This is a genomic window from Anaerococcus faecalis, assembly GCF_013371425.1.
GTDB lineage: Bacteria > Bacillota > Clostridia > Tissierellales > Peptoniphilaceae > Anaerococcus > Anaerococcus porci.
The window spans coordinates 108775-125176 of the sequence record NZ_JABVBA010000006.1; the positions used below are offsets into that span (position 1 = coordinate 108775).

Below are 16402 nucleotides of genomic sequence, written 5' to 3' on the forward strand. Positions count from 1 at the left end.
TATTATTTCATAACCCATTCTAGGGAAGAAAATTTTTTAATATCTAAACATTCCAAACAATAATCAATTATTAATTTGGATATTTTTTTCTTATCTATGGAAATATCAATCTGACTTACCTCAACACTTGGTGTATATAACAACTTTAGTATATACAAGTACTCATCTCTACTGATATATATCCTATCTCTTATATGTTTTTTACACCTATGGCATATTAGTCCTCCATTTTCTATAGAAAAGAAGGCAGAGTTTGGATTTATTTTTTCTCCACAATAAGAGCAATCTTTTAAGTTTGGTTTAAAACCTGAAAAAGATATGTACTTTAATAAAAAGCAAAGAAAAATATTTAGGTAATTTTCACTTGCTTTTTCAAAGCTCTCCCAGCTTGTATCTATTAAATTATAAACAAAATCCCTTTGATCTAAGTCAATAGTCCTTAATAATAAATCACAGATAGCTGATTTATATATTATTATATCAAAATTCTTATTAGATTTCGAATAAGAATTGATAAGACTTGCATCTTTTATACCATAAAACCTATCCCCTGACCTATAAAGATTATAAGATGCCTTTACAAATCTTTGTGTTGAAGATAAATTGCTATTTTTCTTATTTAATACTCCCTTTGCTATTATAGAAATCTTTCCCAAATCCTTGGCAAAAACTTCTATAATTTTGGAAGATTCCCTGTAGTTAAACTCTCTAAGTACAAAGGCTTCTATATTAGAATTATCATTTATATCCAAATCTTGTCACCAATTTTTGTTTTTTTCTCCAGTCCTTTTCTACCTTAACCCAAAGTTTAAGGTTAATCTTACTATCCATAAAAGTTTCAATCTCTGGCCTTGCTTTCATACCAATAGTCTTTATCTTTTGGCCATTTTTTCCAATAACAATTTCCTTATGGGTAGTTCTTTCAACAATTATAGTTGCATATATATCATAAAGATTTTTATTTTCTCTTTTTTTAAAATCATCTATCCTAACAAATATACCATGAGGTATTTCATTATTAAGGCTTTGAAGAGCTTTCTCTCTTATAATTTCTGATACAATAAATCTTTCATTTTTATCTGTAATCATATCACTAGGATAGTAGAGCGGACCTTCATCTAACATCTCTTTTATAATTTCTATATACTTATCAATATTTTCATCATTAAGTGCAGATATTGGAATTATATAGTCAAACATATTTAGACCTATATAGGTTTTTTTTATTTGGTCAATCTCACCCTCATCTAATAAATCACATTTATTTATAAGTAAGACTTTTGGTCTATTTACTTTTTCTAAAAGCTTTAATATCATTTTATCAAGCCTTCCTATTGAAAGGGAATTGTCTACTATAAAGGTAACTATATCTGAATCTTTTAGGCTTTCTTCTGATACTTCAAGTAAGTGTTCTTGTAGCTTATTTCTAGGCGTTTGTATACCTGGTGTATCTAGAAAAATAATTTGAGAATTTTCATCATTATATATTATTTTTATCTCATCTCTTGTAGTTTGAGGCTTATTTGATATTATAGAAATCTTTTCACCCAAAATCTTTTCCATTAGGGTTGATTTCCCTACATTTGCCCTTCCTACTACTGATACAAATCCTGATTTCATTTATCCTCCAAGTCTTTTTTTGAAAAGTTGTATGGAAGAAAATCACTTATACCATAAACTTTATAATCATCTACACTATTTGCTATTACTATCTTTGAATCATCATCTAAAAATTCACTCATAAATTGCCTACAAGTGCCACAGGGAAAGGTCAAATCACTATCACCTGTAATTACTATTATATCTATATCCCTATCTCCTTCACTTATGGCTGATGATAAGGCACTTCTTTCAGCACAAAGCGTTACCGAATAGGCTGCATTTTCTATATTTACACCCTTATAGATATTTCCATTCTTTGTCAAAACTACGCTTGATATTCTAAATTTTGAATAGGGTGAATATGAATTTTTCTTATTATCTATAGCAATTTTAATTAATTCTTTGATCTCTTTCATGAAAATACTCCAAATACAAATAAAGCAAAGGCTGTTCCTAATATAGCTCCTCTAATAATTTCTGGAAGAGAGTGGATATTTGCCTCAAAACGACTTTCTGCAACTATTATGGCAAGACCATAAAATACAAATATAAGCAAACCTTCTTCAACTCTCATAGCTCCTATGGTTGCTAGAGCGAAGGCAACAGATGTATGACCTGATGCAAATCCCCCATGGAAAGCAGTTCCATGTCCCTTATAAAAAATCCCTTTTAAGAATATAGTAAAAATAATTACTATAGAAATAGTTATAAGGGCAAGGTGAGATGGTCTTCTTGAAATCCTAAGTACAACTGAAGATGAAAAGTTTGCAACTTTATCAAAGAAAACTAGATAAGCTACAAAAAGTGTATTTAAGGCCGATACAAAGGTTGCAGCAGCCGATAAATCCTTACTTGCCTTAGCAATTTTCGACTTTTTTCCTCCACCTGCAAGGTTTACTGCCTGTTCCAACGATGTATTCATAAGCTCACATGATATTACAAAGGCAATAGATAAGACTAAAAACATCATCTCAATCCTTGATACATTCAAAAACAAGGATACAAGTAGAACAAGGATAGAAGCTAAAATATGAAATTTCATATTCTTTTCATTATTTATAGCAAAAACCAAACCTTCAAAGGCATAATCAAAACCTTTTACAAACTTTTCCCCTGGTCCTTTTGGTTCTGGCTTATACTTTAGCTTTTCATCTTCTCTTTCTTTCTCTTCTTTTAACTCTTTTTTGACCTGGACCTTAATCTCTTCAATAAGTTGTTTTTCATCTTTCATTTGAATACTCCAAGATTTTTCATAACTTCTTTTTCACATTCTCTCATAAGCTTTTTATCAGCTTCATCTATATGATCATATCCTAAAAGATGAAGCATGGAGTGGCAAGTAAGATACATTATTTCTCTTTCAAAACTATGACCTAAGTATTGCGCTTGGTTTTTTGCTATATCTACACAAATTATGACATCTCCAAGCATAAGATAGTCCTTTTCTAATATTTTTTCTATATCTTCATTGGCAAAATCTTCTATAGGAAAAGATAAGACATCTGTTGGACTATCAACATTCCTATATTCTTTGTTAAGACTATGGATTGTATCACTATCTACAAAACTTAGCGAGATTTCACACTTAGACTCATCTATATCTTTAACTCTTAAAACTTCTTTTATAACTTTTTCAAGTGTTTTTTGAAGATTTATATCTTCATTCGTTTGATTGTCTATCAGTAGATTCATCTTTTTTCATTCTTTCTCTTTTATTATCATCCTTTTCATAGGCTTCAATAATTCTTTGAACTAGAGGGTGTCTTACTACATCTATTGAAGTAAATTCCATAAATTCAATTCCTTTAACACCTTTTAGGATTCTAGATGCTGACTTAAGTCCAGAGTTTTTACCTCTTGGAAGATCTATTTGTGTAATATCTCCCGTAATAATTGCCTTTGACCCATAACCAAGTCTTGTCAAAAACATCTTCATTTGTTCATATGTTGTATTTTGAGCCTCATCTAATATTACAAATGAATTGTCCAAAGTTCTCCCTCTCATATAAGCTAAAGGCGCTACTTCTATAACTCCCTTTTCTACTAGATTTTGGTAAGTTTCAAAGCCAAATATTTCAAAAAGAGCATCATAAAGTGGTCTAAGATATGGATCTACCTTATCTTGAAGATCACCTGGCAAAAAACCTAGACTCTCCCCTGCTTCTACCGCTGGACGGGTTAATATTATCCTATTTATTTCATTTGCCTTAAAGGCTTTTATTGCCATAGCAACAGCTAGGTAGGTTTTGCCAGTTCCAGCAGGTCCTATGCCAAACACCACATCTTTTTCTTTTATCATATTTATATATGACTTTTGACCTAATGTTTTTGGTTTTATAGGCTTTCCACTTGCAGTTGTTACTATAATATCATCAAGAGATGATTTTATTACATCCTTATTTTCACGAACAAGCATATCAGCATGATATTTTAGAGATTGAAAATCTATTATTCCATCTTTTTTTACTACTTCTAGAACTTGCCTTATAAGCTCTTTTACTAAGTCTACATTTAACTTATCGCCCTTGACTGATATAATTCCATCTTCAGTTTTTATTTTTACATCAAACCTAGATTCCATATATTTTCTATTTTTATCAAAATTTCCAAATAAACTCATCAATAAATCTGTATTATTTACTTCTATAATCTCTTTTATTTTAATCACTCCTTATTTATATATTATACCATCTTAAGCATATAAAGAAAAAGATGAGATACTCACCTAGTAACTCATCTTTTTGATTTTGGCTTAGCAATTATTTCCGAATAAATAATAGCCTTTTTTAGCTCACTTTTCTTAATTTTGCTTTTCTTTTTCTTATATATGTCAGAACTTTTATCATCTATACTCTTAGAGTGTTTTTTTTGAAGTTTTTTCTTTAACTCTCTTTGTTTTTCTAAATTATTCCTTATCTTATCTCTAACCTTAGAATCTTCATTTTTTGAAGTTTTTTCCTTAATTTCTTTTAATTTCTTTTCAATATTTGACTCAATAAATTTTTTAGTGAACTTTTTACTATTTTCCTTAGGTAAAGACTTATTTAGCTCTTTTTTGACTTCTTTAATCCATTTGTCATATTCTGGAATTTCTCCACCTTTATTACCTGACTTTTCAAGCTCATAACCTAGTTTTGAAAATCCATCCTTTACTTTATCAAACATTAGAATTCTTCTCTATCATCTGAATCTGATATTGAGTTTCTCATTTGAGTATCAGCGATGATATTTTTCATATTATAATAATCAAGAACTCCTAAGTTTCCACTTTCAAGAGCCTTAGCTATAGATAGAGGAACTTTAGATTGGGCTTCTACAAGCTTGGCCTTATTTTCTTGTTCAAGAGCAACCGCTTGGGCACGTCTTTCTTCTGCCTTAGCTTGAGCGATGTTTTTATCGGCTTCTGCTTGGTCTTTTTGAAGCTCTGCTCCTACATTTCTTCCTATATCTACATCTGCTATATCTATTGAAAGAATTTCAAAGGCTGTTCCTGAATCTAGTCCCTTTTCAAGCACTGTTTGGGATATATTATCAGGATTTTCTAAAACTTCTGAGTGAGACTCGCTTGAACCTACTGTTGTTACTATACCCTCTCCAACTCTTGCTATTATTGTTTCCTCACCTGCACCACCGACAAGTCTTTCAATATTTGCCCTTACAGTAACTTTGGCTATTACCTTAACCTCTATACCATTTCTTGCAACTGCTGCAATGGTTGGTGTGTTTATAACCTTTGGGTTTACTGAAACTTGGACTGCTTCAAATACATTTCTTCCTGCAAGATTCATTGCTGCTGCTTGTTGGAAAGTTAGGTCTATATTTGCTCTTTCTGCTGCAATTAAGGCGTCTACAACTTGGTTTACATCTCCTCCTGAAAGAAAATGACTTTCTAGGTCACTACTTGAAAGTTTGATTCCTGCTTGGTGGGATTTTATTAATGCGTAGACTATATGCCTTGGATTAATTCTTCTAAATCTCATTGCAACTAAAGATACCATAGAAACTGGTACTCCAGATGATCTTGCTGTTATCCATAGTCCTACTGGAACCATGGTAAAAAACACAATTAATAATATTACAACCAATACTGGTATTACAATTGGCATTATTTAATCTCCTTTACAATTATATGTCCATCTTTTATCTCTACTACTTCTATTTGACTATCCTTTTTTATAAATTCGCTATTAGTCTTTGCATCATAGCTTCTACCATCTATTTCGATAAGACCTGTTGGTCTAAGTATTGTCTTGGCAAATCCTTTTGCACCAAGGAGATATTTGTAATCTTTCTTGGAGTTATAACCTCTTTCCTTTGTTTGCACATCCTTTAAGATTGTCCTATCAAATAATCTTGCAGAAAATCCAAGTCTTATAAAGACTGTCACACTTATAAAAACACTTGCTGCTGTTACAAAAAGAACCATAATTCCAAATAAAGAATTATTAAAGCTATCAAGAAGTGAATAAACCGTCAGTATAGAGCCTAAAATTCCTAATATACCAAAACCTGGTATAAAAAGCTCAAAAGCTAATAATAGTATACCTGATATAAAGGATAGGATAGTTAGCATGCTCGCATCTCCCCTGTCTATATTTGTCTTATAAAAAAATATAAAAAGTGCTAGGGCAATAAGTCCAAAAAGAAGCTTTTTGTCTGTAAAAAATACTGCCACTATACTTATAAAAGCAAGACTAAATGACAGGGCCAATATTATATCATAAGCCATATTACCTCCTTCCTAGATAATATTTATCTTGATTATTTAATACCCATTTTATTAAAAAACGAACTATTTATAATAAAATTTTTATCTAGTAAGAGTCATTTTTATAAATTTTATCCTTCTACAAGTTCTCTCAATCTTCCTGTAAGCTTGTATGGTGTTTTTTTCAATTCTTTTATATTTCTAACTCCAACAAGAGCCATGAATAGTTTTATCTTAACTTGTAATTCCTTTAAATACTTAAGGGCATAGTCATAGTCTCCCCTTAGTAGGTATGATAATATTTCCCCACTTACAGCTGTCATGTCAGCCCCGAGTATTAAAGACTTACAAACATCAACGGAATTTCTTATTCCACCACTTGCTACCAAGAAAATATCATCAGCTACACTTCTTACATCAAGTATTGCCTTGGCTGTTGGTATACCCCAAGAATAAAATTCTGAATAATCCTTATCAAAGATTCTCATATCTTCAATCTCTATAAAGTTTGTTCCGCCTTTTCCAGCAACATCAATATACCTTACTCCTATATCATAAAGTTTTTGAGCTGCATCTTTGCTTATACCAAAGCCAACTTCTTTTACAAATAAAGGTACCCTTAAGCTCTTTACAACTTTTTTAAGGTTTTCAAAATTATTTGAAAAGTCCCTATCTCCTTCATCCATAACAAGCTCTTGAGCAATATTTAAGTGAGCTTGCATAGCATTTGCTCTTATAAGATCTTTGGCAAATTCAAAATTTTCAAGATTATTTTCCCAACCTAAGTTGCCAAGCTTTATGATATCATCTTTTTTACTTAAAAGACTAAAACTTGCCCTTGAATCTTCATCTTTTAAAGCAATAGCCTGACTTCCTACAGCCATTGGAATATTTATTTCCTTACATATATTAGATAAATCCTCATTGATATCTTCACTTATATCTGTTCCTCCCGTCATGGCATTTACCATAACCGGCATAGAAATTTTCTTTCCAAGAAATTCTACAGAAGTGTCAATATCATCGAAGTTAATATCACTTAAGGCGTTGTGTTCTACATATACATTATTTAAAAGAGTCTTTGACCTAAACTCTGCCCTAAGGTAATTTTCTATGTGTTGGTCTTTTCTTTCTCTTCTTTTTTCGTCCATATAAAATCCTTAATTATTATTCACATTATCTGTACTTTCTTCAACTTCATCTGCTGGCTCATCATTTTGTTCGGTTTTTGATATATCTTCTTTTGGTTTTTTCTCTTCAGGATTAGTATCAATTATTGAATTTTCTTCTGTTACATTTTTGTTTTGGATTTGCCCTTGATTTTTAATTTCATCTTGATTTTGGCTTTCATCTTGATTTTTGCTTCCATCTTCGTTAGATTTATAATCATATCCTTCATTACTTTCATTGTCATAATTGAAGTTATCGTATTCATAATATCCACTATCTTCTTTTCGCCATCCACTTAATTTGTACTTTCCAAATACCTTATCAACCAATTCCCAGGTTTTTTCATAGTCTGGTATATAATAGCTTATTCCTTCAATATCATTTGCTACTCCTGGAACTGTATAAGTAGAAAATTTATCAGATGAAAATTTCGAAATATTTTGTGCAAAATCAAGCATTATGTTAAGTGGAACATTAGTTTTTACATACTTAAAATAAGATTCTACAAAGGTTGGCAAGTTCATGGTTTTAGATTTCCTAACCATTTCATTTACTATATTTTTCATAAATTCTTGCTGAGTAGAAACTCTTCCAAGATCTCCATTATTATAAATTTTTCTAGTTCTTAAATACCACAAAACGTCCATACCATTCATATTAGTCTTTCCTGGTCTAAGATGAACATCTCCATGGTCAATATTTATACCATCTGGAATTGTATATTCTACTCCACCCATAGCATCTACAATTTTAACCAAGGCATCATAGTTTATTTCAGCATAATAATCTATATCAAGACCTAAAAATTTTCTTAATGACTGAAGTGTAAGTTCTATTCCTCCATAGGCATGAGCATGATTTGCCTTGGTAAATTCTTCCCTAACCTTTATCCTTGAATCTCTAGGTATAGATAAAAGATCTATTTTACCAGTTTCAGAGTTTATCTTACAAAGCATTATGGTATCAGTCCTTGTAAAATCCGAGTTACCTTCATCATCTCCATTTACATCAACCCCTACCAAAAGCATCAAAATCTCATGAGGGACTTTTTGTTCCTTATTCTCATCCGCAGCTGCAAGGCCATAATTTGAAATATTTTTCTTATCTTGTAACTTATTTAAAATAGCATTAGATCCGAAATATGTTATGGCTATAACTAAAATACTAACTAAAAATCTTTTAAACTTCATCATAACTCCTTCTTATCTTGTAATTATAGCATAGTTGTTACATAAATAAAATAAAATTTACAAGTATGGTATAATTGTCTTATGATTAGACTAATTACTATAGATATAGACGGTACTCTTTTAACATCAACTAGGAGTCTGCCGAAAAAAAACAAAGAAATGATTTTAAAAGCAAAGTCGATGGGCTGTCACATAGCCCTTGTTAGTGGAAGACCTTTTTCTGGGATTTTACCTTATGTAAAAGAACTTGACCTTGAAGGTGAAGGTCACTTTTCTATCTCCCAAAATGGATCATATATTTTTGACAACCACACTAAGGAGATTATTACAGGAACCTATCAATATCCCAAAGACCTTATTCTACTTGATAGGGCCCTAGAAAAGTTTAAAGTTCAAATCTCAGCTATGGATGATAAAAGTTTTTACACAAGACACAAAAATCCCAATATTTTAACAAGACTTGATTCTTTTATCACAAAACTTAAATTACAAAAAATTAATTATAACAACCTTGATAAGAATAAAACTTTTGGTAGATTTTTAATAATGGGTTGGCCTTGGAATATAGAGAAAGTGATGAATAATATGCCAAAAGTTGTAGATGATAATTTTTACTATGTAAAGACTGCCCCTATCCTTATAGAAGTAATGAATCCAAAAACAAACAAGGGACATGCTATTAAACTAATGAGTGAAAAATTAGGCTTTGCACTTGATGAAATAATGGCAATTGGAAATGAAATGAATGATATACCTATGCTTGAAATGGCAGGCTTTGCTGTAGCTATGGAAAATTCCAACGACTTATTAAAACCTCATTCTGACTTTGTTACAAAGTCAAATAATAAGGCAGGTGTAGGATATGCTATTAAAAGACTTATAGAAAATAATTTTGAAAAATATACAAACTAAAAAGAGAGTGATTTTGAATTGAACCTATCAATCTGGAATTCTGATTGATAGGTTCAATTCATTTTACCTACTCTCTTTTTTGATTTTTTTATATTTTAAATATGAATTTGCTGCCATAAGTATTGTTACTAAAACTAATATCCACCAAAATGGTCTCCCCTTCCAATACTGGATTACTGTGAGTATTATAAGCAAAATTAAACTTATTAGACTAGTTAAAAATTCAAGACTTTTATAGTCTTTTATATTATTTTTCATCTTTTTCTATAACTTCTTCCAAAGTCTTCCAAGATAAAAGTGCACATTTTACCCTCTGAGGCATATTGGAAATATTTTGGAAAGCTGCTGCATCTCCAATTTTTTCCAAATCTTCATCACTTACGTCTTCTCTTTTAATCATGGCAATATAAATTTTCGCCATTTCTTTAGCTTCTTCTAGTGTTTTTCCAACAATTTCATCACACATTACAGATGTTGCAGCTTGACTTATAGCACATCCATGACCAGTAAAGGCGGCATCTGTAATTTTGTTTTTATCTTCATCATATTTTAATTCTAAAACTATCTCATCTCCACATGAAGGATTGTGTCCTGGCTCCTTTATATCAGGAGCTTCTAATGTTCTTTTATTTCTTGGATTTCTAGAATTTTCTAAAATAACTTGGGTGTATATATCATTTAAGTCCATTATAATCCCATTACCTTTCTTACATTTTTAAGCTCTTTTGCAAAATATTCTACTTCTTCTTTAGTATTATATATTGCAAATGAAGCTCTGCAAGTTGAAGATACACCTAAATAGGTATGAAGCGGCATAGCACAGTGGTGACCACTTCTTACAGCAATCCCATTCATATCAAGGATTGAGGCAATATCATGGGGATGTATATCACAGAAAGCAAAGGATAAAACTGAACCTGTATTTCTTTTTTCTGGGAAAAATATTTTTATATTATCTATATCTTTTATAAGGTCATAGGCATATCTTACAAGTTCATTTTCGTGTTCATATATATTATCTATTCCAATTTCATTTATAAAGTCAATAGCTGCTGAAAGTCCTACAACTCCTCCAACATCTTGAGTTCCCGCTTCAAATCTTTGAGCTGGTTTGGCAAAAGTTGATTCTTGTTCATAGACATATTCAATCATATCTCCACCAAGGTTATAAGGCTTAAGATTTTCCAAAAGACTATATTTCCCAAATAAAATACCAATTCCTAATGGCGCATACATTTTATGCCCTGAAAAAGCAAGAAAATCACAATCAATATCTTTAACATCTATAGCCTTGTGAGCTGCAAGCTGGCAAGCATCAACTATAGAAATAGCCCCTACTTCATGGGCAAGCTTAGTAATCTTTTTTACATCGGTCATCTCACCTGTTACATTCGATGACGCAGTTATTGCTACAATCTTAGTTTTATTTGTAATCTTATCACGAAACTGATTATAATCTAAAGAAAAGTCTTCGTTTAGGTAAACATACTTTAAAACAGCACCCTTTTCTTTGGCAACTCTTTGCCAAGGTACAAGATTTGCATGGTGCTCTAGAATTGATATTAATATCTCATCACCTTCTTTTAAATTTTCACTTGCATAAGAATAAGCAAGAAGATTTAAAGACTCTGTTGCATTTCTTGTATATATTATCTCTTCAGGTCTATTAGCATTTATGAAATTTCTAATTTTTTCTCTAGTTTTTTCATAAACTTCTGTAGCCTTCCAAGAAAGATAATGTGAGCCCCTATGAGGGTTTGCATTTGAATACTTATAGTAATCTGCTTGAGCATTTATTACTGAAAGTGGTTTTTGGCTTGTAGCTGCTGAATCTAGATATATGACTTTTTTACCGGTTTTTTCTGCATCCAAAAATGGAAATTCATTTCTTATTTTTTCTATATTCATCTAATCCCTCGTATTCATTGTGTGTATTTTATACCTTAACTTTTCTCTTAATTCTTTATGATCTACCTTATCAATAGTAGGTGCAAAATTTGCTTCAAGCATCAAGCTTTCAGCCTTTTTCTTAGAAAATCCTCTACTCATAATATAAAATAACATTGATTTATTAAGTCTACCCACACTTGCAGCGTGCTCACCTGCCACGTCTTTTTCTTCATTTAATAAAACTGGCGCTGACCTATTTATAGCATCTGAGCTAAGCATCATAGCATAATCACCTATCTTGCCATCAGCTTTTATGCAACCTCTTTTAAGATCAACTACACCCTTCCACCTTTTTTCAGCCTTACCTTTTAAAGCCCCATTAAATAGGCAGTTTGATGAAGTTATTTCACCTTTATGTTCATTAAAGCTAGCTATATCTAAGAATTCATTCTTGTCTTTAAAGTAAATTCCATTTTCTTCAAGACTTGATTCATTTCCATCTAGGAAGTTTTTTATAGAAACATAAGATTCATCTGCTTGTAGTTCTATATAAGATATATCAAGTTTTGCCCTATCATTTATAATTGATGATATTTGTTGGAAATTTGAAGAATTTTCTTGTATATCAACTACTACAACAAGCTTGACAAAGGAGTCTTCATCAAGATTAACCCTTATCAAGGAATTTATAATACTTTTTGTCTTTTCAGATTGGGAAAAGTTAAGTAAAAATGAAGATTTTGAATTTTTTCTGGCATTTATATCTATTTTTGTTACAAGTTGATTCGACTTTGAATCAAGGTTAAGATTTATAAATTCAAGTCCACTTTCTCCTTCAATCTCCCTATATATATTAAGGTTATTAAATTCTTTATTTTCTTTTAAGAAAGCTTCTGAAAGTCCATATGTCTTTGGTGCAAATACCTCATCAAGATTTTTATTTTCTTTATTTGAACATTCTTTATTAAGGTATTTTTTAAATTCATTTATACTTGGAGCTTTTTCACTGTAATTTAATTTTGTATAAGACCAAGTAGGTTCTCTCATTACATTTACTTTTTCCATCAGCCATTAGCTCCTTCCAATTCCATATCTATTAGATTATTCATCTCTACTGCATATTCTAATGGTAATTCCTTGGCAACTGGTTCTGCAAACCCTCTAACTATCATGGACTTAGCCTCGTTTTCTGGAATACCCCTACTCATTAGGTAAAATATTTGTTTTTGGTCTAAAGAGCCAATTTTTGCTTCGTGACCACAGTCCACTTCATCATTTCTTATATCAAGAGTTGGTATTGTATCAGACTTAGACTCTCGTGAAAGCATTAAGTTTTCACAATCTATAGTAGATTTTGAACCCTTTGCTTTTTTACCGATTTTTACATATGATCTTGTCATAGACTTACCACTTCCTTGAGTTATAGACTTTGTAAGGGCTGTAGAGTAAGTGTTTGGTGCGTTATGAATCATTGAACAACCATTATCTATATATTGTCCATCTGATGCAAATGTAATTCCTGTATACTCTGCCCTAGCTCCTTCTCCATTAAGAACAGTTGTAGGATAAAGCATGGATACTTTTGAACCAAACGAACCTGATATCCATTCAACTTTACCATTTTCTTCCACTATAGCTCTTTTTGTATTTAGATTATACATATTTCTAGACCAGTTTTCTATTGTAGAAAACCTAACATCTGCATCTTTGTGAACAAAAATCTCTACACTACCTGCATGTAGATTTACTACGTTGTACCTTGGTGCAGAACATCCCTCTATAAAATGAACTTTTGCACCTTCTTCTGCAATTATCATGGTATGTTCAAATTGTCCTGCTCCAGGAGCGTTAAGTCTGTAGTAGGATTGAAGTGGTATGTCTACATTTACTCCTTTTGGAACATAAATTAAAGATCCACCTGACCAAACTGCTCCATGTAAAGCTGCATACTTGTGTAGTGTTGGTGGAATTGCTCTTTGAAAATATTTATGAACTATGTCTTCATGCTTTTTTAAAGCCGTATCAAAGTCTGTAAAAATTACACCTTGGTCTGATAAATGTTTTTGAATTGAGTGATAAACTTCCTCACTATCATATTGAGCACCTACACCTGCAAGAGATTCTTGCTCCGCTTGAGGTATTCCAAGCCTATCAAATGTATCCTTTATCTCTTTAGGTAGGGCATCCCAATTGTCCTTTTTATCAGTTTTAGGCTTAACATAGGTTGTTATATCCTCTATATTAAGCTCAGATAGGTCTGGTCCCCATAGTGGATTTGCTGTTTTTTCGAAAATTAAAAGTGATTGTAGTCTTCTTTTACGCATCCACTCTGGTTCATTCTTCTTTCTTGATAACTGCTCCACAATTTCTCTATTTAAACCCTTATCAGATATATCAGAGTATTCAAACTTATCAATAACATCATAGATACCCCTATCTATATCCTTAAAGCTTGATTCATCAAATTTCTTTTCTGTCATATTAAACCCACTCATATCCTTCTTTTTCAATTTTTTCCATTAATGATGCATCTGATGTGTATTTAATTTTTCCATCTTTAAGAACATGAACATAGTCTACGTCGATATTTGCTAAAAGCTCATTGTGGTGAGTTACTACTATAACTGCATTATCTTCTGATAAATAATTTTTAATTCCTTCGCTTACTATCCTTACCGCATCAACATCAAGACCTGAGTCTGTCTCATCGAGCATAGCAAGTTTTGGATTTAGGATTTTAAGTTGTAAGATTTCAGACTTCTTTCTTTCTCCTCCTGAAAATCCAACATTTACATATCTATAAGCATATTCTTCAGAAAGTTTTAATTCTTCCATTTCCTTCTTTAATTCCTTGTTAAAGCCTAAAATTGAAGGTTTTTTTCCTGTAACTTCTTCTTTGGCTTGTTTTAAGAAATCTCCAAGCCTAACACCTGAAATTGCATCTGGTGATTGGAAGGACATAAAAATTCCAGCTTTTGCTCTCTTGTCTGTTGTAAGGTCTGTAATGTCTTCACCTTCAAAATAAATTTTTCCTTCTGTTACATCATAAATCGGATTTGCCATGATAGCATTCATTAAGGTAGATTTACCTGACCCATTTGAACCCATAATCACATGAACTTCACCTGCATTTACCTTTAAATCTATTCCTTTTAATATTTCAGTATCATCTACTGAAACATGTAAATTTTCAACTTTTAATAATTCTTTCATTTAATACCTCTTTAAATAAGTTTAAGAAAAAACAAATATTCCTATATTTTCATAAATATAATATTTCTGTTAAATTATACCATTTTTACCAGCTTTATACATTATAAAGTATACTACTTTAGTATGAATTGTCAAAACTTGAAATTTTAACATTTATCTTATAAATTTGAAATTAATTTTCCTATCTGCTTTTATATAATCTTCTCTTTTAACATAATCTATTAACATCCTATTTATGGGCTTATCTACAGAATAAATAATCTCTTTTCCCTTAAACATCCAATAATCTCCTCCACCCAAGGCCCTATATTGGTTAGTAACAAGCTTAAATTTGTCATCATCTTTTACTTCTTTTCCCTTATATTTTAAGCTTACTAGTCTTTGATTGAGCGATTTATTTAAGTCATAAATATATTCTATACCATAATAAAAATCATAATTGTAGCATTTTATTTTAGGTTTAAGATAGGACTCATTTACCTCAAAGTTTCCATTTTTCTTAATGAAGTACATCGAATTTAAGCAAAGAGCCTCTTTAAGCTCTCTTCCATTAATTTCAATTACTGCAAGAGTATTATTGAAAGGATAGTTGTTTAGTATATCCCTTCTTGTAATATTTTTGCCAAGTCCAGGTGCCTCCATAAGAAATATGGAAGTAGAAGAAATATCAGCATCTGAATTTTCTAGTTGAACCTTATTTACAAAATTAGGATAAGGATGTCCATGAAATCTTGCATAATTTGTATCTAAAATTCTAAGGTCATCTCCTACCCCCAATTCTTCATTTAACCAATCTGCCATCGACTCTTCTATATAGGAATATTTCTCTTTTATAAGCTTGTTTTCTTCTACAAACCTTGTGTCTTTTAAAGATACTTCTTTATTTATAATGTTTTTATCATCATCAAGTAAAATCTCAACCTTTCCCAAAAACTCTCCTCTATAGCCTGGCTGACAAACAGCTACATCATCAATTATTTGAGATAATTTTCTATGTTGATGGCCTGTAAGAATTACATCAATTCCTGGAATTTCCTTTAAGATTTTATACCCTTCATTCTCTCCGATATTAGTATCACTTATCTCCCCTGTTTCAAGATCTTTTTCAAAACCTCCATGGTAAGCTATTACTAAAATATCTACCTTATCTCTTAATTTTTCTGAAAGCTCTTTTGCCTTTTCAAAGGCTGATTCAAAAAAAAGGTCCTTGATATTATCCTCTAATTCCCAATTTTTTATATACTGCGTTGAAAGCCCAATAATACCAATTTTTATTCCATTTTTTTCAATTACCTCATACTCTTTTGCAAAATCTTTGCCATTTTCTTTGATATTTGCACAAAGGTATGGAAAGTTACAGGATTTCATATATTTCTTTACATAGTCTTTACCATAGTTAAAACCATGATTTCCTAAAACTCCTATATCATATCCAATAGTATTTAGAATATTTGCAAGATATGATATATTTGAACTTTCATATACATATTCAGCAAGGACTGATCCTTGAATAAAATCACCCAAATCTATTAAGAGTGTATTCTCATCTTTTTCTTCTTCAATAATAGTAGAAAGTTTACTTAGGCCAATGTTTTTTTCTTCCTTACTAATATAGTCAGTAGGGAAAATATAGCCATGAAGGTCACTTGTAAACAAAAGTTTTATTTTCATAAGCCCTCCTTTTCTAGCAAAAAAAAACACTTTTTATAAAAGTGTT

The 16402-nt window shown here is 31.0% G+C and carries 19 protein-coding genes; 1 reads left to right on the top strand and 18 read right to left on the bottom strand.

Features of this window, described 5'->3' with window-relative positions:
• Nucleotides 1–2: 2 nt before the first annotated feature.
• The 11 genes from recO to HV819_RS07090 form a co-directional block, all read right to left on the bottom strand.
• Nucleotides 3–752, bottom strand: coding sequence for a DNA repair protein RecO (gene recO / locus HV819_RS07040; protein WP_154541726.1), 750 nt, complete (start codon nucleotides 750–752; stop codon nucleotides 3–5).
• Nucleotides 739–1620 carry a GTPase Era gene (era, locus tag HV819_RS07045; RefSeq protein WP_154541724.1) on the bottom strand — a complete coding sequence of 294 codons (882 nt, stop codon included), beginning with the start codon at nucleotides 1618–1620 and terminating at the stop codon, nucleotides 739–741. Before era ends, recO begins: the two co-directional genes overlap by 14 nt.
• Nucleotides 1617–2018, bottom strand: a complete 402-nt coding sequence (gene cdd / locus HV819_RS07050; protein ID WP_176269841.1) for a cytidine deaminase — start codon at nucleotides 2016–2018, stop codon at nucleotides 1617–1619. Before cdd ends, era begins: the two co-directional genes overlap by 4 nt.
• Nucleotides 2015–2833: a diacylglycerol kinase gene (locus tag HV819_RS07055; RefSeq protein WP_176269842.1), complete on the bottom strand. Its 819-nt coding sequence runs from the start codon at nucleotides 2831–2833 to the stop codon at nucleotides 2015–2017. The genes cdd and HV819_RS07055 overlap by 4 nt, the downstream gene beginning before the upstream one ends.
• Nucleotides 2830–3294, bottom strand: a complete 465-nt coding sequence (gene ybeY / locus HV819_RS07060) for an rRNA maturation RNase YbeY (RefSeq protein WP_154541718.1) — start codon at nucleotides 3292–3294, stop codon at nucleotides 2830–2832. The genes HV819_RS07055 and ybeY overlap by 4 nt, the downstream gene beginning before the upstream one ends.
• On the bottom strand, nucleotides 3263–4222 hold the full coding sequence (locus tag HV819_RS07065; RefSeq protein WP_176269855.1) for a PhoH family protein: 960 nt from the start codon (nucleotides 4220–4222) through the stop codon (nucleotides 3263–3265). The genes ybeY and HV819_RS07065 overlap by 32 nt, the downstream gene beginning before the upstream one ends.
• A 113-nt stretch (nucleotides 4223–4335) precedes the next feature.
• Complete coding sequence (locus HV819_RS07070; RefSeq protein ID WP_154541716.1) at nucleotides 4336–4767, bottom strand: hypothetical protein; 432 nt, start codon at nucleotides 4765–4767, stop codon at nucleotides 4336–4338.
• Nucleotides 4767–5708, bottom strand: a complete 942-nt coding sequence (gene floA, locus HV819_RS07075) for a flotillin-like protein FloA (protein WP_176269843.1) — start codon at nucleotides 5706–5708, stop codon at nucleotides 4767–4769. Before floA ends, HV819_RS07070 begins: the two co-directional genes overlap by 1 nt.
• Nucleotides 5708–6331: an NfeD family protein gene (locus tag HV819_RS07080; protein WP_154541712.1), complete on the bottom strand. Its 624-nt coding sequence runs from the start codon at nucleotides 6329–6331 to the stop codon at nucleotides 5708–5710. Before HV819_RS07080 ends, floA begins: the two co-directional genes overlap by 1 nt.
• Before the next feature lie 110 nt (nucleotides 6332–6441).
• A complete protein-coding gene (gene fni, locus HV819_RS07085; RefSeq protein ID WP_176269844.1) occupies nucleotides 6442–7461 on the bottom strand; it encodes a type 2 isopentenyl-diphosphate Delta-isomerase in 1020 nt (339 codons plus the stop codon).
• Between the two features lie 9 nt (nucleotides 7462–7470).
• Complete coding sequence (locus HV819_RS07090; protein ID WP_176269845.1) at nucleotides 7471–8670, bottom strand: LCP family protein; 1200 nt, start codon at nucleotides 8668–8670, stop codon at nucleotides 7471–7473.
• An 81-nt stretch (nucleotides 8671–8751) separates the two neighbouring features.
• On the opposite strand from HV819_RS07090, the gene HV819_RS07095 reads away from it, so the two are divergent.
• On the top strand, nucleotides 8752–9582 hold the full coding sequence (locus HV819_RS07095) for a Cof-type HAD-IIB family hydrolase (protein ID WP_154541706.1): 831 nt from the start codon (nucleotides 8752–8754) through the stop codon (nucleotides 9580–9582).
• A 63-nt stretch (nucleotides 9583–9645) separates the two neighbouring features.
• On the opposite strand, the gene HV819_RS07100 is transcribed toward HV819_RS07095, so the two are convergent.
• From HV819_RS07100 to HV819_RS07130, 7 genes are all read right to left on the bottom strand, one after another.
• Nucleotides 9646–9840 carry a hypothetical protein gene (locus HV819_RS07100; RefSeq protein ID WP_154541704.1) on the bottom strand — a complete coding sequence of 65 codons (195 nt, stop codon included), beginning with the start codon at nucleotides 9838–9840 and terminating at the stop codon, nucleotides 9646–9648.
• On the bottom strand, nucleotides 9830–10270 hold the full coding sequence (gene sufU, locus HV819_RS07105; RefSeq protein ID WP_154541702.1) for a Fe-S cluster assembly sulfur transfer protein SufU: 441 nt from the start codon (nucleotides 10268–10270) through the stop codon (nucleotides 9830–9832). Before sufU ends, HV819_RS07100 begins: the two co-directional genes overlap by 11 nt.
• The gene (locus HV819_RS07110) at nucleotides 10270–11490 is read right to left on the bottom strand and encodes an aminotransferase class V-fold PLP-dependent enzyme (protein ID WP_176269846.1); all 1221 of its coding nucleotides are present in this window, start codon (nucleotides 11488–11490) and stop codon (nucleotides 10270–10272) included. The genes sufU and HV819_RS07110 overlap by 1 nt, the downstream gene beginning before the upstream one ends.
• Nucleotides 11491–12537, bottom strand: a complete 1047-nt coding sequence (locus HV819_RS07115; protein WP_176269847.1) for a SufD family Fe-S cluster assembly protein — start codon at nucleotides 12535–12537, stop codon at nucleotides 11491–11493.
• Entirely contained in the window at nucleotides 12537–13952 is a 1416-nt protein-coding gene (sufB, locus tag HV819_RS07120) for a Fe-S cluster assembly protein SufB (protein WP_176269848.1), read from the bottom strand. The genes HV819_RS07115 and sufB overlap by 1 nt, the downstream gene beginning before the upstream one ends.
• Before the next feature lies 1 nt (nucleotide 13953).
• On the bottom strand, nucleotides 13954–14685 hold the full coding sequence (gene sufC, locus HV819_RS07125; protein ID WP_154541694.1) for a Fe-S cluster assembly ATPase SufC: 732 nt from the start codon (nucleotides 14683–14685) through the stop codon (nucleotides 13954–13956).
• A gap of 153 nt (nucleotides 14686–14838) precedes the next feature.
• Entirely contained in the window at nucleotides 14839–16356 is a 1518-nt protein-coding gene (locus tag HV819_RS07130; RefSeq protein WP_176269849.1) for a bifunctional metallophosphatase/5'-nucleotidase, read from the bottom strand.
• Between the last annotated feature and the right edge of the window lie 46 nt (nucleotides 16357–16402).